16 protein-coding genes and 1 pseudogene are annotated in these 19,145 nt (G+C 42.7%); 7 read left to right on the plus strand and 10 right to left on the minus strand.

The window, feature by feature from the left end; genetic code table 11:
* Positions 1-177 precede the first annotated feature (177 nt).
* A complete protein-coding gene (locus H4W00_RS00780; protein WP_209955517.1) occupies positions 178-816 on the plus strand; it encodes an NAD(P)H-binding protein in 639 nt (212 codons plus the stop codon).
* A 317-nt stretch (positions 817-1,133) separates the two neighbouring features.
* Here H4W00_RS00780 and H4W00_RS00785 read toward each other — a convergent pair whose 3' ends face one another.
* The 3 genes from H4W00_RS00785 to H4W00_RS00795 form a co-directional block, all read right to left on the minus strand.
* A complete protein-coding gene (locus H4W00_RS00785; RefSeq protein ID WP_209955519.1) occupies positions 1,134-2,234 on the minus strand; it encodes an EF-P lysine aminoacylase GenX in 1,101 nt (366 codons plus the stop codon).
* Between the two features lie 63 nt (positions 2,235-2,297).
* A complete protein-coding gene (locus H4W00_RS00790; RefSeq protein ID WP_209958763.1) occupies positions 2,298-3,401 on the minus strand; it encodes a 4-phosphoerythronate dehydrogenase in 1,104 nt (367 codons plus the stop codon).
* Between the two features lie 183 nt (positions 3,402-3,584).
* Positions 3,585-4,745, minus strand: a complete 1,161-nt coding sequence (locus H4W00_RS00795) for an AI-2E family transporter (RefSeq protein ID WP_209955521.1) — start codon at positions 4,743-4,745, stop codon at positions 3,585-3,587.
* Positions 4,746-5,589: 844 nt separating this feature from the next.
* On the opposite strand from H4W00_RS00795, the gene H4W00_RS00800 reads away from it, so the two are divergent.
* Both H4W00_RS00800 and H4W00_RS00805 read left to right on the plus strand, forming a co-directional pair.
* Entirely contained in the window at positions 5,590-7,221 is a 1,632-nt protein-coding gene (locus H4W00_RS00800) for an NAD+ synthase (protein WP_334684980.1), read from the plus strand.
* A 252-nt stretch (positions 7,222-7,473) separates the two neighbouring features.
* Positions 7,474-8,748, plus strand: a complete 1,275-nt coding sequence (locus H4W00_RS00805; RefSeq protein WP_209955525.1) for a hemolysin family protein — start codon at positions 7,474-7,476, stop codon at positions 8,746-8,748.
* Between the two features lie 61 nt (positions 8,749-8,809).
* On the opposite strand, the gene H4W00_RS00810 is transcribed toward H4W00_RS00805, so the two are convergent.
* The gene (locus tag H4W00_RS00810) at positions 8,810-9,529 is read right to left on the minus strand and encodes a YggS family pyridoxal phosphate-dependent enzyme (RefSeq protein WP_209958765.1); all 720 of its coding nucleotides are present in this window, start codon (positions 9,527-9,529) and stop codon (positions 8,810-8,812) included.
* Between the two features lie 552 nt (positions 9,530-10,081).
* Here H4W00_RS00810 and H4W00_RS00815 point away from each other — a divergent pair.
* Both H4W00_RS00815 and H4W00_RS00820 read left to right on the plus strand, forming a co-directional pair.
* Positions 10,082-11,137 carry a type IV pilus twitching motility protein PilT gene (locus H4W00_RS00815; RefSeq protein WP_209955527.1) on the plus strand — a complete coding sequence of 352 codons (1,056 nt, stop codon included), beginning with the start codon at positions 10,082-10,084 and terminating at the stop codon, positions 11,135-11,137.
* Between the two features lie 152 nt (positions 11,138-11,289).
* Positions 11,290-12,411: a PilT/PilU family type 4a pilus ATPase gene (locus H4W00_RS00820; protein WP_209955530.1), complete on the plus strand. Its 1,122-nt coding sequence runs from the start codon at positions 11,290-11,292 to the stop codon at positions 12,409-12,411.
* A gap of 271 nt (positions 12,412-12,682) precedes the next feature.
* Here H4W00_RS00820 and fur read toward each other — a convergent pair whose 3' ends face one another.
* Entirely contained in the window at positions 12,683-13,117 is a 435-nt protein-coding gene (gene fur, locus H4W00_RS00825) for a ferric iron uptake transcriptional regulator (protein ID WP_209955532.1), read from the minus strand.
* 327 nt (positions 13,118-13,444) lie between these two features.
* Here fur and H4W00_RS00830 point away from each other — a divergent pair, with 327 nt between their 5' ends.
* Positions 13,445-13,879, plus strand: a complete 435-nt coding sequence (locus H4W00_RS00830; RefSeq protein ID WP_209955534.1) for an outer membrane protein assembly factor BamE — start codon at positions 13,445-13,447, stop codon at positions 13,877-13,879.
* A 26-nt stretch (positions 13,880-13,905) separates the two neighbouring features.
* On the opposite strand, the gene H4W00_RS00835 is transcribed toward H4W00_RS00830, so the two are convergent.
* The 4 genes from H4W00_RS00835 to H4W00_RS00850 form a co-directional block, all read right to left on the minus strand.
* Positions 13,906-14,301, minus strand: a complete 396-nt coding sequence (locus tag H4W00_RS00835) for an RnfH family protein (RefSeq protein ID WP_209955536.1) — start codon at positions 14,299-14,301, stop codon at positions 13,906-13,908.
* The gene (locus H4W00_RS00840) at positions 14,289-15,431 is read right to left on the minus strand and encodes a hypothetical protein (RefSeq protein ID WP_209955538.1); all 1,143 of its coding nucleotides are present in this window, start codon (positions 15,429-15,431) and stop codon (positions 14,289-14,291) included. The genes H4W00_RS00835 and H4W00_RS00840 overlap by 13 nt, the downstream gene beginning before the upstream one ends.
* Positions 15,432-15,666: 235 nt before the next feature.
* Positions 15,667-16,335 carry a c-type cytochrome gene (locus tag H4W00_RS00845; RefSeq protein WP_209955539.1) on the minus strand — a complete coding sequence of 223 codons (669 nt, stop codon included), beginning with the start codon at positions 16,333-16,335 and terminating at the stop codon, positions 15,667-15,669.
* Between the two features lie 337 nt (positions 16,336-16,672).
* A complete protein-coding gene (locus H4W00_RS00850; protein WP_209955541.1) occupies positions 16,673-17,005 on the minus strand; it encodes a c-type cytochrome in 333 nt (110 codons plus the stop codon).
* A gap of 396 nt (positions 17,006-17,401) precedes the next feature.
* On the opposite strand from H4W00_RS00850, the pseudogene yihA reads away from it, so the two are divergent.
* Positions 17,402-18,044, plus strand: a pseudogene (gene yihA / locus H4W00_RS00855) (ribosome biogenesis GTP-binding protein YihA/YsxC); the annotation flags it as partial.
* A gap of 315 nt (positions 18,045-18,359) precedes the next feature.
* On the opposite strand, the gene H4W00_RS00860 reads toward yihA, so the two are convergent.
* Positions 18,360-19,025, minus strand: a complete 666-nt coding sequence (locus H4W00_RS00860) for an HAD-IA family hydrolase (RefSeq protein WP_334684981.1) — start codon at positions 19,023-19,025, stop codon at positions 18,360-18,362.
* Positions 19,026-19,145 lie beyond the last annotated feature (120 nt).

Genomic DNA, 19,145 nt, shown 5'->3' on the forward strand with positions numbered 1-19,145 from the left:
TTGGCACGCTTCATAACAAAGTGGGTACCTAGTACTTGTTACTGTATATTCAGCTTTTACCATTAGGGCTTATATAGTGATATTAGTCATGTATAACATGCATGACCAATACCACTTGTCGCGCTTTACGGTAAATATGTAAAATAATGAATTCGTTAATGAATAATAGGAAAGCACATGAAAATTCTAGTGATTGGTGCGAGTGGTCGAGTGGGTAGTGATTTGGTCAAGCAGCTGCTGGCTGATGACCATCAGGTAGTAGGAACCACACGGCAGGAAAAGAAGCTATTTGACGTCGACAGTTATACCCAATTGAATTTAGATATTACTGCCAGTAAAGACGCTATTCAAAGCCAGATTGCTGACGATATCGACGCCGCTTATTTTGTAGCAGGCTCGGGTGGTACAAGCGTTTTAGAAGTCGATTTACACGGTGCGGTCAAGACCATGCAAGCGTTACAAGATAAAGGTATTACACGTTATATCATGCTCAGTACAGTGTTTTCATTGGATACCAGCAAATGGGACAGTGCTGCCATTACGAATTTAAAAGACTACTATATCTGTAAGCATTATGCAGATCAGTGGCTGGTAAATGACAGCACGCTTGACTATACCATCGTACAGGCCGGTGCCTTAAAAGAGCAGGCAGGCACTGGTAATATTACTGTAAATGATACTAATGCTGGAGGCAATACGATTGCAGATGTTGCCACTACCCTAGTTGCTGTTTTAAACGCTAGTAACACTAGTAAGCAAGTCTTCAGCATGCGTAATGGTGACACACCTATTAAAGAAGCTGTCGCAAGCTTATAACAACTCTGCTGACTATGAGCGAATATAGTCAATGAAAAGTAATATCGATACATAATATACTGCTGGCATAAGTTTTTCTTGCTTGCTGTGCCTATGCAGACAGAGGCTGCAAAAAGCTTATACCAGCAGTACCGTCGCGTTTTTAAGGTATTTTAACTATACACCGCAAATACTGAAGTCGTCACTGTTAAATCATGCCATTAACTGGCTTATGGCGCATAGAATGGCTTAACTAATGACCTGATTTTTATTATCAGCATGTTGGTCATAGGCATTAATAACTGCAGGATAGTCGTATACTGGGTCTTGTTAGCGACTTAGGCCAACCTACTAGGAAAAGAGATTACCTCTTGTAAACAGCTCGCTCCCGTTATTACCATGAGCAATCTATCTAGACCGACAGCGATACCACTACAGGGTATTAAGTCATTACAAGAGGCCAGTAAATGCTCATCAATAGGCATTTGTGGTAGGTTATGACGACGTCGCAAGTCGTTGTCTTGTTCAAAGCGTTGTCTTAGTGCGGGTCCATCTGCTAGCTCATCATAGGCGTTCGCAATCTCAATGCCATTGATATATAACTCAAAACGTTTAGCCACCATATTACCGTCCTCATCGAGGGCGGTTTTTGCTAGGGCGGCAGTTGCAGGTGGATAGTCTACTATCAAGGTGGGTAAATCGTGGCCTAGGTTTGGCTCTACGGCATGGCTGAACAACAGATCTAACCAGCTTTGGCGGCTGTCTTCATTCCTTTCATTATTACTCTCATTCTTTCTTTCATTCTTCCTTTCGTCACTGCTATTTGCTGTATTTTCTAAGCTACTGTCTACTATAGAAAAATCAAAGCCTATCAAACCCTTGTCTTCTGCCAGCGCCTGCAGCGCCGAAATACTGGCGGTTAGCGGGTGAATGCCCACAAAGTCTATAAAGGCATCAACATAGCGATAGTGATTCATTACTATTTGATAGCCGTAAAGCACTTCTAACAACTCGCCCAACTCGGTCGCAAGGGCATCTAAGCTGTAATGTGGCTGATACCACTCAAGCATGGTGAATTCAATATTATGCCGCGCCCCTATCTCATTATCACGAAAGACTGGGCAAATTTGATAGATAGGCACCTGCCAGCTGGCAAGCAAACGCTTCATCGCAAATTCAGGTGAGGTGTGCAGATAGTAAATGCGTGGTTGATCTTGATAGGTGACGTTAGCAGCTACTGATTGTAAGAATGTGTCGGTATTAGCCGCTTGTGACAATAGTGGCGTTTGAACCTCAAGTACTTGGCGGGTTATAAAAAACTGCCGAATGTCATTAAGAAGTTGCGCACGCTTATGTGCCATTGCCAACGTCATCGTGGGAGCGTATGTTGGCGTAGCATTAGGCATAGAGCCAGAAATGTGGCTATTATTTTTGGTCATGTTTGCCTACAGTTTATTGCTAATTATTGATACGCTGCTGTTATATTATCTAAAACTTTTCATTTAAAACTGCCATTCGCGGCGCAAGTGGTAATCACGTCTCAGCTGATCAAAATCAGCCCCGCTAACCTGACCATCGACTAGCGTGCCACGTAATAAGGCATCGTCTTGCATAATGTCATAATATTTTATTAATCTACCTGGATAAGCTTGTAGATCTGACCATAAAAACATGTTGACTGGTAGTAAGTTATGCATGGACTGGGCCGGTGTTATGGCTAATTCCTCACATAACGTATCATAGATTATTTGGGTACCGCGCAGTTTACCTTCTAAAGTGTAGCCAGCGATATGTGGGGTGGCAATGGCCAGCTTCGACAATAGACTTTCATTGATTTGTGGTTCATGTTCAAACACATCGAGCACCACTTGTCGCGCTGTGCGGTCAATATCTGCTGCTAGATCGTCAGCATTAATTACCGGCCCGCGCGCGCTATTAATTAACATGGTGTGCGGCGGCATAGCGGCCAAAGCGGCGGCATTGATAAGATGACGTGTGGGATAGTCACTCTGCTTACTACCATTAACGCCATCATTGTCGGTCAAGGGCACATGTAAACTCACCACATCACTTTGACCAAGTACCTGTGCAAAACTGGCATTATTAAACCGTGAGGCGGGTAATAATGGGTCATAACCCAGCACTTGCCAGCCTAGATCAGTAGCATATTGAGCAAGCGTATTGCCTATATTGCCAAGTCCAACAATGCCTAGCGTCATTGGCTGCTGCCAATGCTGCGGACGTAAAGTCAAAATAGCCGTCAGCACATACTGCGCTACCGAATGCTTACTACAGCCTGCGGCATTAGCGAAAGTAATATTGCGCGTATTTAAATAATCTTGATCAACATGATCGGTGCCAATAGTGGTAGAACCAATATATGTTACGCTACGATTATCGGCCAATAACGACTCACCTATCGGGGTCACAGACCTTATCAATAGTACATCAGGCTGTATATCTAGTAGCAATTGGGCATTGATATCACGTCCTGCCAAAGTCACAATCTTGACCATCTGTTCGGTAGCTTGCCCAAGTGTTGAGCTGTTAAAAAACTCATCAAGGCCGGCGATGTTGATATCAGCGACTATAATGAGAGGTTTAATGGTTTGAGCTGATTCGTGAATATTAACAGTAGAAGATAGGGTGTTAGGCATCGTTGAGCAACTCTATTGTTGAGATATTATTATTTAAGATAGCGGTATTATCTATGCAGAATGATTATGCAACGTATTGTTTCACACCAGCGTTGTTACGCCTCATATAGTCTTTACTACAGCATAACGGCTTCAGTCAGGGTTGTTCTTATTGTGGTCATTGTGGTCATTGTGGTCATCAACAGGTCTCTCGGTTGGCCCGTCAGTTAACAGCACTTCTTGGGGTGCAAAAATTTCGTTTTTATGTTGAGATATCCACTCACGCCATACCGCAAGACCAATTGCCAGTACGACAGGGCCGATGAACAAACCAACGAAACCAAATGCGGTTAGGCCGCCTAATACGCCAATAAAAATAATGATAAAAGGAATTTTAGTGGCCCCACTAATAACAATAGGACGAATAAGATTGTCGACCCAACTTATTACTAGTACACCCCATAATGCCAGACCAATACCTTCGGTGGTCTGTCCTTGACTTAATAACCAAATCGATACGGCACCCCAGGCAAACGGCGTCCCAAAGGGTATGAGCGCGACCATAAAGGTAATAAGCGTCAATAATATTGGACTTGGTGAGCCGGAAAAATAATAACCGATACCTGCCAGTACTGCCTGCGCCAATGCGGTTAGACCAATACCGTATACTACCGCGCGCGTGGTAGTACCTACAGAGTCGATGTAACCATCAATACGATTACCGATAATATTGCGCAAGGCTTGGCGAATTTGACGTATGAGATTGGTACCATCACGATAAAAAAAGAATAGCGTCATCAGAGCCATCCCAAGTTTGGCAAGGCTACTGAACACCACATCAAACGCTACTTTGCCATAGTATAGATGCGACTGAACCCAAATGCGAAAGGCTTCAAGCGTGCCTTCAGGATTTTTGTTGATTCTCCACAGAACATCTTTGACTTGCTGACCGATAATGGGTATGTCTTTAATAGAATCGGGCACATCTACGTAGCCCACTCTAATGCGATAAACCAAGTTGCTGATTAAACTCAATGCTTCTTGCTGCAGAATAAATACCCCAATAACCAGGGGCACGCCTATTATTAAAGAGATGCTAACCGTCATAATAGCCGCACTAAAGTCCGAACTGAGCCGCACTTTTTCATGAAAGAATTTATAAATTGGAAAGGTCACATAGGCCAAAATCGCCGCCCACAATGCCGGCACAATAAAAAACTGCACCACTTGAAAACATAATATAAACAGCACTACTAACAAAGTAATTGCTAGCAAGCGCTGAATAACAAATTCTTTTGTCCAGTTTTCAATCATAGGGTATAAACCAAGAACAGACAGCAAAAACCTAGTGCGCTTTTACTGCAAAATTTTTAAATATATAGACGCCAACCTATAGGCAATATCCATAAGCTGTAATCGCTGGCGATAGTTATTAGCGGTTATTATTTTGTATAGCATGGGGTGCCGCAGTATAAAGGACAACCCGACAAAACAGGGGCTATTGGCTCTCATTATGCAGCAAGAGATAGCAAATAAATAATACTGTGTTGTAATTTTTACTTACAACTTTCTTTGTATAGTCTAACTGAATAGTAACGGTAATGCTTAGAATACAATGCTTAAAAACGGTAGCGGACTAATGCCTTTGATCTCGACTTCTTACACAGACACTGGTCAGGGTAATTCACTGCTGCGTTCTCGTAGGACTAACAATTAATGCTATACTGAATAAATTATTTTTTTATTTTCTAAATAAAGTTGAATCAATTTTACACCGTCTGTTTTCACTACTTTTAGTGCTTAATGTATTTTTAAGACTGTTATTGTAGAATTACTTTTAACAATTACTTTTAACAATCACTTTTAAAAGGACTCTAAAAGCTACTTTTTAGTAGCTGGCCTTAGTCTCTTAAGTATGGTGCATCAGCAGTACGTTGGCGCCTGCTTAAAGTTTTACACTCATAATGCTAATTCGAAATTCGGATTTAACATTAAGGGTTATGTTTTGGATAATTGCGGCTTCATTTTGCATTAGTTTTATTTTGAACTGAGATTGATCCACCAAATTTTAAACCATATAATGATAGGAACAATAAAAATGTCTAAAGACACTGATAACCCTAACCTTACCGCCTCACATGAGACTAGCAAAACTATTATGCCACAAGATACCGTCACTTTTGCCTTAGCGCAATCACACTTTTTGGTCGGTGATATCACTGGCAATGCTGAAAAAATGCGCGCGCTGGCGTTACAAGCTCGCGAGCAAGGCGCTGATGTTATCGTCTTCCCAGAGCTGGCATTATTAGGGTATCCGCCGCAAGATTTACTGTTGCGTCCAAGCTTGTCAGGTCGCGTCAAAAGCGCCCTGTCTACCCTAAGTGATATTGACGATATCGTGATGATCGTCGGCTATCCCCATGTCGACCATCATGGTACTTTTAACTCTGCTGCTATTCTACATAACGGTCATCAAAAGGGCTTTTATCACAAACAGTTCTTACCTAATTACGGGGTCTTTGATGAGCGCCGTTACTTCGATAAAGGCCGAAATCAGGTTTTATTTGACTATAAGGGCATCACAATAGGCCTACTTATCTGCGAAGACTTATGGGAAAAAAGCCCCATTGCTGATCTAAAAAAGCAAGGTGCTGATCTGGTCGTCAGTCTAAATGCCTCTCCCTTTGAGATTGGGAAACAGGATGCTCGCAAAGCGATGCTGACGAAACGCAGCCACGAGCATACGCTTCCTATCGTTTACATCAATGCGGTTGGTGGTCAAGACGACTTAGTATTTGACGGCGGCTCTATGGTGGTACAGGCAGATGGTACTATTGCTCACGAAGCCCCGCGTTTTTTGAATCAGCTATTACTGGCCACTCTAGATGTCAACACGTCTAAATTCAATACTCAAGTAAAATCACCACTATCATTGAGCCGTGAGTCAGAGATGTACCAAGCTCTAGTGGTTGGCCTACGTGATTATGTCAATCTTTCCGGGTTTTCTGGGATTATTCTCGGTCTGTCAGGGGGTATCGATTCAGCGTTAACCTTATGTATCGCAGTTGATGCGCTAGGTGCTGATAAAGTCTATGCTGTAATGATGCCGTATGAATACACCTCAAAAATCAGCCTCGAGGACGCGCAAGCACAAGCACGACGCTTAAATGTTTCTTATACCGTTTGCCCTATTTTTGACGCGGTTGAAGGTATTCGCCACACCCTTGCGCCTTTATTTAACAAGTCGCCTGCAGATACTACCGAAGAGAATATTCAAGCACGGGCCCGCGGTGTCATTTTGATGGCCTTATCTAATAAGTTTGGGCATTTGGTCATCACTACCGGTAACAAGTCAGAGCTGGCCGTCGGCTACTCTACCTTATATGGTGATATGGCAGGTGGTTTTGATGTCTTAAAAGACGTTTACAAGTCACAAGTTTATGACTTGGCAAGCTACCGCAACCGCCTCGAGGACACACCAGTTATTCCTGAGCGTGTTATAACACGGCCACCATCAGCTGAGCTACGTCCAGACCAAAAAGATCAAGACAGCTTGCCAAACTATGATGTCTTGGATGGTATCTTGACCTTATATGTCGATGAAGATATGGGCTATCAAGACATCATTGATAAAGGCTTCGATGCGGATGTGGTCGCTAAAATTATCAGAATGGTTGATAATAGTGAGTATAAACGCTGTCAAGCGCCTATTGGCACTAAAATCAGCCACAAAGCCTTTGGACGTGAACGTCGTTATCCATTGGTGAACAAATGGTCAATTAAAGGGTAACGTTTAACTATCCCTCAATCGATGTGACAATGATCACGGTTTAATATCTGTCATATCGATTGTTTGAAATGATAATAGCTTTAGATTTTAAGCACAGAAATTAGCGTATTTTATAATGAGCTGGGTACTTACCTAGCTTTTTTATTATCAGAATTTTGTTAGTCGCATAATGAAACTGATGGCTTATTCTATACCACCACACCTATCCCACATCTTAATGGTCGTCCTAACCAGTTGCTATCCGAGTATGTCATGAGCTTGCTAACCGCTAGTGTGTTTCTTTTATTATTAATTGCGCTCAGCGCCTTCGTCTCTAGCGCTGAGATTGCGATCGCAGCTGCCCGTAAGGTCAAGCTGCAAATTCTGGCCAAAGAAGGTGACGTACGAGCGCTGGTCGTCCTTAATATGCAAGAGCATCCCGGTAGCTTTATCACCGTGGTACAAGTGGTTCTTAATGCCGTGGCCATTTCAGCGGGCGCTATTGGTGAGTCGGCCATCAGTCCCTATTTGGAGCTGTTGTTTAATAATGAGGCGTTGGCATCGGTGGTGTCGTTTGTACTGGTCACTAGTGTGTTCTCATTATTTGCTGACTTAATGCCTAGACGTCTCGCCATGTCGAACACTGAACTCATTGCCGTAAAATTAGTACAGCCAATGATTTTTTTGATCTTTATTCTAAAGCCTATTATTTGGGTATTTGATGGCGCAGCGAACTTGATATTCAAGCTAATAGGTATCTCAACCGTACGTAACGACGATATGACCTCAGAAGACATCTATGCAGTGATGGATGCCGGTGCTGAAGCCGGTGTGCTCAAGCAACAAGAGCACCATTTGATTGAAAATATCTTTGAAATGCAAGAGCGTACAGTAACTTCGGTGATGAATCCTCGCGAACATATTGTCTATTTCGATAGCCAAGCCAGCACCGAACAAGTGGTCAAGGTAATGATTGAGCAGCCACATAATAAGTTTTTGGTCTGTCATGATGATGATTTGGAGCATATTACGGGTTATGTTGAGTCGCGCAGCTTTTTGGCTTTGGTGCTCGAGCAGCAGGAGGTTTGCTTAACGGACAAGGCGTTATTAAAACCAGCACTGTTTATTCCCAATACCTTGTCGCTATTTGAAGTGTTAGAAATGTTTAAGTCTACTGGTGCTGACTTTGCGGTAATCGTTAATGAATATGGGCTAGTGGTTGGGGTTATTACCCTAAAAGACGTGATGAGCATCGTCATGGGTGAGTTGGTTACGCTAGAGGAGCAGCCTATCGTCCAACGTACTGACAACTCTTGGTTAATCGACGGCATGACGCCGATTGAAGATGTGATTCGCTCATTAGGAATTATTAACTTACCCAACAGCCAAAATTACGAAACTATTAGCGGCTTTATGACGTATATGCTGCGCAAGATCCCTAAGAAGACGGACAGTATTGAATACGCCAACTATCGCTTTGAAATTTTGGCTACTGATAACCACAAAATTAATCAGCTGTTAGTGACCAAGTTTGAAGATATTATTTAAAATTTAGAGATATTATTTAATAATAGCGATATGGTGTGTTTGGCTGTTGTAGCTGAACTTACTAAGCGCGCGCACCAAATATCGCTGTACCAACCCGCACCATAGTAGAGCCATTGGCAATGGCCTCTGCCATATCCCCACTCATACCCATACTGAGCGTATCCCACGCCGGCAGTTCTGGATACTGCTGCTTGATATCTGCAAATATCTGCTGGGTTCGAGCAAAACTATCATTATCCGCTTTGGCCGGGATAATCATCAGTCCACGTAACTGCAAGCGTTCATAACCTTTAATAGCTGCTATCAACTCTGGCAACTGTTCCGGCAGACAGCCTGACTTACTGTCTTCATCATCTATATTGAGCTGAATAAGCACGTTAAGCGGTGCCATATCGTCTGGGCGCTGATCATTCAATCTTTTGGCAATGATGTCGCGCTCAAGGGTCTGTACCCAGTCAAAATGCTCAGCTATATCACGGGTTTTGTTACGCTGAATACTACCGATGTAATGCCAAACTATCTTCTCACCGTCAGGATGATCTTTTAGGATAGCAATTTTTTCGATCGCTTCTTGTAGATAGTTTTCGCCAAAATCATGCTGTCCTTGGCTGGCTAAAGTGGCAATCATCTCGGCAGGCTTAGTTTTAGAAACGGCCAGTAAAGTCACAATAGGTACGCTATCAGCTTCGGTAACGTCTGCTTGTGTACATGCCTGCTCGACTTGTTGGCTTACTTGTTGCCAGTTATCAACTAGACTATCTTTATCAAAAGCTGAAGTCATATTATTGCTAATATGTTCATTAGTATTGGGACCTTCACTAGTATTGGTCTGGACATTATTGGCATCGTGCTGATTAGACGTAGTATTCATAAAAACTCACAAAGTATATTTTTGACTTGAAGGGTATTTTTTAACTATTGTTAGACAGCTGTTATTAGATCAGCATAGCATTAAGTGAAACTCAATAGAATAAGGTGATGAACGGTGGTCTTTACATTTTCTTAGCATCACAGATGGTTAAATTTTAATAGTCTTGTTATGATATTGTGACATATTTTGAAACAAGCTACTGAAAATCATAGTGATTTTGATACATAGTGATTTTGATACATAGTGATTTTGATACATAGTGATTTTGATACATAGTGATTTTGATACATAGTGATTTTGATACATAGTGATTTTGATACATAGTGATTTTGATATGTAGTGATTTTAATATACAGTAATTTTAACAAGAGCAATTCAATATAATTTCATATGCTGGTATTTCGTAAAATACTTTGGTGGTTGTTTTATCTTACCCTTATTGATTGATAGGAATTTCTGACTATGACTGCAAAAAGTATCCTAAGTATCGAAGATCTATTGCGCTTTACTGTCAAGCATAAAGCATCAGATCTACACCTTTCAGCAGGGATGCCAGCGATGATTCGGGTCGATGGGGAAATGACCCGTATTAATATGCCGATGATGACCCATAAAGTGGTGCATCAGTTGATATATGACATCATGAATGATCGGCAACGCGCTGACTTTGAAGAGTTTTATGAGACTGATTTTTCTTTTGAGATTCCTAATTTAGCACGCTTTCGAGTCAATGCTTTTAACCAAAATCGTGGTGCTGGCGCCGTATTTCGTACCATTCCTGCCAAGGTTCTGACCCTAGACGATCTGGGAATGGGTGATGTATTTAAGCGAGTCTCAGACTTTAAGCGCGGCTTAGTGTTGGTAACAGGTCCTACTGGCTCGGGTAAATCAACGACGCTGGCTGCGATGGTTGACTACATTAACGACAGCCGTAAAGAGCACATCTTAACCATTGAAGATCCTATCGAGTTTGTCCACGAATCCAAAAAAAGCCTTATTAACCAACGCGAAGTACACCGTGATACATTGGGCTTCGAACCTGCACTACGCTCGGCACTGCGCGAGGATCCTGATGTGATCTTGGTTGGTGAGTTACGTGATCTTGAGACCATTCGGCTCGCCTTGACAGCGGCTGAGACTGGTCATTTGGTCTTTGCCACCTTGCACACCAGCTCGGCGGCTAAAACTATTGACCGCGTCATTGATGTTTTTCCTGCTGCCGAAAAAGAAATGATTCGCGCGATGCTATCTGAGTCATTACAAGCGGTTATCTCGCAATCGTTACTGCGCCGTCAAACAGGCGGACGGGTGGCGGCACATGAAATTATGCTGGGTACACCGGCGATTCGCAACTTGATCCGTGAAAACAAGGTCGCACAAATGTACTCCTCTATCCAAACGGGTGCCAGTGAAGGTATGATTACCCTTGATCAATCACTCAAAAACTTAGTAAGCAAGGGTACTATTAGTAAGGATGTGGCTCGGCCGCATGCTAAACAGCCAGAGGCATTTTTATAATACTGCGAGTTCATCGTTATTGAATGTCGACGACTTTTATTTTTAATACCCTTTGCTTTTGATGACCTCACTCTTTGATGATTAGTCTGAATGATCGTTAGAGGATGATTTAAGACCATTTTTAATCAATTTATTTTGAAAGTAGGGACGCTATGGATTTTGATAAACTACTACAACTAATGATCAAGAAAAACGGTTCTGATTTATTTATTACCGCTGACGTGGCGCCTTCGATGAAAATAAATGGGCAGATTTTAGCTGTTGGGAAAACCCCACTGACCGCTGATCAGACCATGAAGTTAGTCAAAAGTGTGATGACAGAAAATCAGCAACAAGAATTTGCAGACACCAATGAGTGTCAATTTGCGATCATGGACGAAGCACAGGAAGCACGTTTTCGGGTCAGTGCCTTTATGCAGCGTGATATGGCAGGGATGATTTTACGAAAGATCGAAAATAAAATCCCTACTGTCGAGGAGCTACGGCTGCCGCCCATATTAAAAGAATTGGCAATGAAAAATCGCGGTATTATCTTGCTGGTCGGCGCAACCGGTACTGGTAAATCTTCCACGCTTGCGGCGATGGTAGGACATCGCAATCAGAACTCTCATGGGCACATTATCACCATAGAAGACCCTATTGAGTTTATACATCAGCACCGTGGCTGTATTATTACCCAGCGTGAGGTGGGTATTGACACCTTATCGTTTGAAGCCGGGTTGAGAAATACCCTGCGCCAAGCACCAGATGTCATCTTAATCGGCGAGATTCGCAGCCGTGAGGTTATGAGCTATGCCATTCAATATGCAGAAACGGGACATTTAGTATTCGCCACTTTACACGCGAACAATGCCAACCAAGCTATCGACCGCATTACTCACTTTTTTGAGACCGACCGACACAATCAGTTGTTTATGGATTTGTCGCTGAACCTACAGGCCATTGTTGCCCAGCAACTTATTCCAACCCCCGATGGCAAGAGTCGCCGCGCCGCTATTGAGATTTTATTAAACTCACAGCTGATTAGTGATTACATTCGCAAGGGTGAGATTCATGACATTAAAGAAATCATGACCCGCTCTCGTGATAGCGGTATGCAAACTTTTGATCAAGCACTCTTTGATTTATACGAAAACGGCGAGATCACTTATCAAGCGGCGATTACGCATGCCGACTCTCCTAACGATTTGCGCCTAAAGATTAAGCTAAGTGGTAAAAATACGACGACTGATTTAAATGAAGGTGCTGATAGCTTATCGTTAAATACTACCTAGGTATGATTTATTGCTCAGTTAAGCTCACTGAAATCGATTATTTATATATAGTTAAAATACCTTAAAAACGCGACGGTACTGCTGGTATAAGCTTTTTGTAGCCTCTGTCTGCGTAGGCACAGCAAGTAAGAAAAGCTTATGCCAGCAGTAGGTTATGTATCGATATTACTTTTCATTGACTATAGGTATTATAATCTAAGAACAAAAAACAACAATAAAAAACGGCCCTCATAGCGAGGGCCGTTTTTTATTTATTAGTCATACTGACACACTACCTGGCACTGTCTCGGCATTCTTGCTTGTTACAAATACCAAAGAGCACTAATGAATGCCCAGAGAGTTTAAAACCATGTTCTTTTGCGACTTTAATTTGCTCTTCTTCAATAATTTCGTTATGAAATTCAATGATTTTGCCACAAACATCACAAACTAAATGATCATGATGCTCTTCTTGAGCAATCTCAAACACTGACAGGTTGTTTTCAAAGTTATGACGCTCAACGATACCCGCTTGTTCAAACTGGGTCAGCACACGATAAACGGTCGCCAAACCCACGTCTTCGCCTTGTTCAATTAACGCCTTGTACACTTCTTCTGCGCTCATATGATGAAGCTCTGCTCGTTCCAGCAGCTCTAAAATCTTGATGCGCGGTAACGTTACTTTTAATCCCGCTTTACGTAAATCTTGATTGGTAAAAGAAGCCATAATATCCCTCCTGACTGTCAAAGTCTTAGCACATAAAAACTTAAAAAAATATGAGGTAAATAATCGTTGTGGGTTGTCATTTACTGATTGTTAGGAATTAAAATAATGTCTAAACGAATGGTCTTGGGCTCATTTATAGCATGCCCTTCTCTATGGATTTTATCGCAAGTTTATGAACAGGAACTATATAGAACCAGATACCTCGGATAGAGTCTAGTAAATAATGTCGTAAGTGGTAGGCAATTGCAAGTAAATGACGTATGATTTATCGGCGATTGCCGGTAAAACTAGCATCAAATGCACTTAACCGCACCCAACCCATTTTTTATGAGTCATCTTATCATGATAAAGCCATTAACTTTTCGTCCGCTTAATCGTCGTCCGCTAAACGGTTCAAGCGCATTACGTAAGCTGGTCATTACCGGTATGTTTAGCGCCACCCTTGCCATGTCTGGCTGCTCGTTCCTGAGTGTGTATAAGATTGAATTGCCGCAAGGGACCCCTATTACTCAAACACAAGCAAAAACTGTAAAAGTAGGTATGAACCAAAACCAAGTGCTTTATATTCTTGGTAGCCCTGCGATTAGAGACACTCTAAAACCCAATCGCTGGGATTACATTTATGATTACCAAGCAGGAACAGAAGGTCGTCGTAAAGGCATTGCTGATGTCAAAGATGCCAGCCAACATCTCATTGTTTACTTTGACGACCAAGGTATAGTCAATCGAATTGAAGGGGTTGAGACCTTACCAGCCTCATAAGTGTCAACAACAGATATGCTTAACCGTTAACCACCTGATTTACTTTTGCGCTGAGACATCGGATCAGCGCTCAAGCTACGATAAACTTCAATACGGTCAAAGGGCTGTAGCTGATAGTTGAGCGGCTGCTTTTGTGCATAGATGCCTACGTGCCATAGTTTGGCAGTTGGCGTAGTGATATTCGCCACTTGCTCACACCATAATGCTAACGCTGTAAACTGAACCAACCAGCCCGCTTGCACCAATGTCTCGTATAGCGTTGCCCCATGACTTACTTGTAAGGTTAAATAATGTTGGCGCTGCGCGTCTTCAGCATAAGCTAAATATACGGTAATTAATTCTACCTGCTGAGATTTCGGCTCGATGTTTTCATTATCACTACTAACCACCGTATCAGTATCACCAGCCACTAGCTTAACCATTGAATAATCCAACCTATCAAGGCTAAAATCAACGCTAATGGTACGATTAGCCGGATTGCTATTCGCCACAAATTATATAACGCTTCGTTGCCAAAGTTTAAAGACTTGCGCAAATGGCTAACTTTCATGCGCCAGCCGGCAAAAACAGATAATAATAGCACAGCCACACTGCTGATAACGACCAATAACCCAACCAGCCAAGTGGTCGGTATCGCAATCACTAATAGCAGCCCTATGCCTAAGGTCATCACTAAGCTGACCAACAGTCCAAATTTATGCGCCAACTGCTGAGCGCCATAGTGAAGCAGGTAGCTGGCGACGAATAATACCCCTACCCAATATAGTAGCTGACCGATAGGAGGCAGACTCAAACCACTAATTAATAAGGCGATAACGCCTACCACCAACTGTAATATCCAAATGGGTAGCACCAACTTAGTGGCGCGATAAGCATTAGAACCACTTGGCGCACGAGATGGCGAGGTATTATAGTGGTCCGGTTCTACTGCTGTTATGGTCTGCTTGGTCACTAGATGCTGACCGAACCAATACAGTCCTGTACCTGCGCCAACACTGACTAGTGCTAAGGCGACTGCACGTCCCCATTCACTCAAACTAATATTGGTCATGGCAAAATTAATCTGCGGTAAACCGTTTACGACACCCACTATCAAGCCTACGATCATCAAGCCTAAGCCAATCGGCAACGGTGCCACACCCAATAAGCTTAACAGCAAAGCAATGACCATTAAGCCACCAGCAACGGCAAAGCTTGGCACAGCCGGCGCACTATCAAGCTCAGTGAGTGCAGACAATATGCCATTACTGGCACCTGATATCACTAGCGCGGCAATGAGGATAGATACTATCGCTGCCAACCAACCAAAACTACGCCATAATGGACTCACATCTGCCTCGCGAGTGAGTTTTTGCATGCCTGCCATCGGCGCTTCAGTACTACGGTATGCTAGTGCTATCTCAGCATAGACTACTGGTAACGATACCAGCACCATAGCTAACAACCACAGTAACCAAAAATCAATCTCACCGATTGAAGCCGGTGCAAACCATCTAAATAGCAATAGTGGCAGAAGCGTAGCGATAAAATAAGAGGCATAGCGGATCATCATAATCTCAATCCAAACGAGCAAAAGTGAATAACGTTAATAATAAAAACAGCAAATGATAGCCCCTATCGTTGATACCCGTCATAACAACTAGAACTTATATCACTATCTATACTATAGGGGACCTGCAGCTATAAAAAAACCCCGAAATCGGGGTTTAGTGACTAAGTAATGACTGAGCTATGATCAAGGACATCTAGATAATGGTGCTTTGTGACGATCATTAAAGCGTAATTAATTAGTGTATGGCGCTCACGTAGTCCGCCAAAATACGAATATCACGATCTGATAATCTTGACGCTACAGTTTGCATCATACCCATTTCGCCTTCTTTACCGGCATCGTTGACGCGTTTTTGATCTTCACTATCGATATCATCGTTACGGCCCGCAGCACGGAACAATTTGAGCTGGGTTGAGATGTACAGAGTATGCTGTCCACCTAGACGCGGAAACGCAGCCCAGATATTGCCTGCGGCATCTGGGCCATGACAGCCAGCGCAACCAATCACATTACGTGACTTATCACCACCTAAGAACAACTTAGAGGCCTCTGCGGCAGTCGCCGGATTACCAAAACCGACGCCCCAAGGCGCCTGTTCAGAATAGTAACCTGCCACGTCGGCTAAGTCTTGCTGGGATAAATTAGCCACCTGCGCCTGCATCATACCGTTTTTGCGGTAGCCTGCCTTGAAGTTGACCAATTGTTTATATACGTACTTAATGTTTTGACCGCCAAGATTAGGCTGCGAAGGAACCACGCTCACACCGTCGACACCATGACAGGCGGCACATTGCATTTCTACGATTTTTTTACCTGCAGTAACGTCATACTCAGGAACAGTCATAGCAGCTTGTACGCTGAAACTGGCAACACATAAGCTGGCGGCAGCAATTAACTTTTTCATTGATACAGATCCTACTGGCTCGACGTAAGCATTATTTAGAGTGATTGTCTTAACAAGACACTCGATATGCGTCAACCTACTGTATAGCGAGGTAACCCATATATTTTGAGGTCTTTACCACAAGCAACCCGAAAGTACTTACTAATATCAGGGTTTATTTTCAATTATTATAGCAAGACTTTGAGATATTTGCCCAGTTAATCGTAGCCTCTAGAGATTTTTCTACTGGCCATACGGTAGCGTGCCCTGCAAAAAAACAAAAAGCGCATAAAGTTAGTGAAACCTGCGCTTTACCCTATCTATTCACGCTTTTATTTGCTGATTTTACTCATACTTATCACTGACTCATATAATTGATTAGCTTGCGATAATCTTCATCGCTGCAATTGTCACATAATCCACCTGCTGGCATTTGAATCATGCCACCTTTAACAGATTGAACCAATGCGGGCATGCCCTTTTGCTGTATGAGCTGTTGCCATCTGGCGTCGCCTTTTTTGAGGGCACCTAGCGCGCCACTATCGTGACAAGCGGCACAAGCATCATTATAAATGGTCGGAATGTCAGCGGCGGCAACACTGCTGATCGTTGCCGCACTGATGACCAACGCGGCAATACTAACGCTCAAAGCGCGACCTGTTTTGGCGAAAAGTATGGTGATTAAATGCATAAGACACCTCCTTCCATTCGTATAACCAATATTGTAACAATATATATCATATTAATACAGACGAATCAGGTTTAGCTTTGGTAAAACATCCTAATTAAGCCCGTAACTTTTGCTAAGCGACTGTACATTTTAGTGTTATGCTATCACTAATATGATGTTAGTAGCAGGTATTGCAATAGCGAAGATAAGTAATAGTATGACACTGTGAGTGGTTTTAAACGGTCACTTCTTTGACCGCAAACCTCTCATACTGTATCTGTCTAAAACAACTCTTTAATATTTTTTTATTTAGGACCTCTGTATTTAAGATCCTTTTTATTTAGGGCATTTTTACTTAAGGCCCTTCGCTACTATATTTAACTTTATTTTTAATTTTTGAATGTTAACGAGTCATTTATGAGTACCCCGTTTAAAGATGTCGCCGCTGAACATGCGGCGTTTAACACCAAAGCCCGTCAACGCATACAACAAACTGAGTTTATGACTTCGGCGCCTACTTTCCGTCTCTGTCCACCTGACGAGGGATTGGAAGTGGCATTTGCAGGTCGTTCAAATGCGGGTAAGTCATCAGCAATCAACGCCCTGACCAATCAGCGACAGTTGGCTCGTTCGTCCAAGACCCCCGGACGCACGCAGATGATTAACTTTTTCAATATTGGCGATACCGATAGGCGGCTGGTCGATTTGCCAGGCTACGGCTACGCTGCCGTACCGCTTGAGATGAAAAAAGAATGGCAAGTGGAATTAGAAGAATACTTGGTATCACGCTCAAGTTTGGCAGGTCTGGTATTAATGACCGATATACGCCATCCATTAAAGTTCTTTGATGAGCAAATGCTATTTTGGGCAAAAGCTGGCAATCTACCCGTACATATCTTGCTAACCAAAGCGGATAAGCTCAAATATGGCGCCTCTAAAAATGCGCTACTCAATACTCGCCAAGCTCTGAAAAAATTAGGGCTAGACTGTACCATTCAACTATTTTCGGCGCTTAGAAAAGAAGGTCTTGATGAGCTGGCTGGCGTGATGGGAAATTGGTACCAATATAAACTTGGTGAAGAAAAAGTCACTAAACCCGCTGTTAACGAGCAATACTATATCGAGCAAGACGGTATAGCTCAAGACAGTCATAGCATAGACAGTACTGAAGCAGACATCGTTGAAACAGACATCGTTGAAACAGACAGTGTTGAAACAGAAAGTGCTGAGCAAGAAACCAGTCAGCAAGCGGGCAATGAACCAAAAGACGCAGAATAAGCAAACGAAAAAGGGCGGTATCGCTAATAGTCGATTAGCGATACCGCCCTTTTTCGTTTGCTAAATTTTACTGACTACATTTTTGGTCGCGTATTGTCTATTGAATACACAATAAATTGCATAAACCTTGCGGCGTATCCACTTGATAAGTAGGATGCTGCGCGGCTAGATCTTCGTGAGTTGCCGTACCATAATCAACCGCGATACTGGTCATACCCAGCTTATTTGCCATCTGAATATCATAGATACTGTCACCGATAAATACCGCATCAGCTATCTGCTTTTGCGTCTGCTTCAAAATATCATTAAGCATCTGTGGATCGGGTTTAGACTCTGACTCATCAGCGCAGCGGGTTACCGAGAAATAGTGATGGCTATCAGACGCATCCAATACCCGATCGAGTCCTCGTCGTTTTTTACCCGTTGCCACTGCCAGCTGCTTGCCTTGATTTTGCAAAGTCTGTAGCATTTCTTCTATATGAATAAAGAGCGGCGTGCGATGGCTATTAGGAATATAGTAGTCGCTGTAGCTGTGCTGAATCGCTAGCTTTTGCTCATCAGTAGCATCCGGATATAAAATATCGATCCCTGTCAGCAGACTGAGACCAATAATGTCTTTTACCGCTTGGTCAGTGGTATGAAAACCATGCGCTTCTCCAGCAATATGCATAGACTCAACGATCAAGCCTATGGAGTCCATTAGCGTGCCATCCCAATCAAAGATGATCAGTGTTTTATCGGCTAAGATATTCATAGTTTCCATAGACGATAACTCTGTGGCAACCTCTGACTTAACTGAGCTATTGACGTTTGACTGACTCATATATTAACCTCAAGCTATGATGTTTTCACAATAACTCTTGCATAGCAGTAACGGCTGAAA

This window comes from Psychrobacter sp. PL19 (assembly GCF_017875835.1).
Classification (GTDB): domain Bacteria; phylum Pseudomonadota; class Gammaproteobacteria; order Pseudomonadales; family Moraxellaceae; genus Psychrobacter.

Coding starts and splice junctions, on each gene's coding strand:
- H4W00_RS00830 (WP_209955534.1), top strand. CDS start 13,445: ATGAGTCATCTTATCATGATAAAGCCATTAACTTTTCGTCCGCTTAAT.
- H4W00_RS00850 (WP_209955541.1), bottom strand. CDS start 17,005: ATGCATTTAATCACCATACTTTTCGCCAAAACAGGTCGCGCTTTGAGC.
- H4W00_RS00820 (WP_209955530.1), top strand. CDS start 11,290: ATGGATTTTGATAAACTACTACAACTAATGATCAAGAAAAACGGTTCT.
- H4W00_RS00780 (WP_209955517.1), top strand. CDS start 178: ATGAAAATTCTAGTGATTGGTGCGAGTGGTCGAGTGGGTAGTGATTTG.
- H4W00_RS00810 (WP_209958765.1), bottom strand. CDS start 9,529: ATGACTTCAGCTTTTGATAAAGATAGTCTAGTTGATAACTGGCAACAA.
- H4W00_RS00860 (WP_334684981.1), bottom strand. CDS start 19,025: ATGGAAACTATGAATATCTTAGCCGATAAAACACTGATCATCTTTGAT.
- H4W00_RS00785 (WP_209955519.1), bottom strand. CDS start 2,234: ATGACCAAAAATAATAGCCACATTTCTGGCTCTATGCCTAATGCTACG.
- H4W00_RS00845 (WP_209955539.1), bottom strand. CDS start 16,335: ATGAAAAAGTTAATTGCTGCCGCCAGCTTATGTGTTGCCAGTTTCAGC.
- H4W00_RS00815 (WP_209955527.1), top strand. CDS start 10,082: ATGACTGCAAAAAGTATCCTAAGTATCGAAGATCTATTGCGCTTTACT.
- H4W00_RS00795 (WP_209955521.1), bottom strand. CDS start 4,745: ATGATTGAAAACTGGACAAAAGAATTTGTTATTCAGCGCTTGCTAGCA.
- H4W00_RS00840 (WP_209955538.1), bottom strand. CDS start 15,431: ATGATGATCCGCTATGCCTCTTATTTTATCGCTACGCTTCTGCCACTA.
- fur (WP_209955532.1), bottom strand. CDS start 13,117: ATGGCTTCTTTTACCAATCAAGATTTACGTAAAGCGGGATTAAAAGTA.
- H4W00_RS00800 (WP_334684980.1), top strand. CDS start 5,590: ATGCCACAAGATACCGTCACTTTTGCCTTAGCGCAATCACACTTTTTG.
- H4W00_RS00805 (WP_209955525.1), top strand. CDS start 7,474: ATGAGCTTGCTAACCGCTAGTGTGTTTCTTTTATTATTAATTGCGCTC.
- H4W00_RS00835 (WP_209955536.1), bottom strand. CDS start 14,301: ATGGTTAAGCTAGTGGCTGGTGATACTGATACGGTGGTTAGTAGTGAT.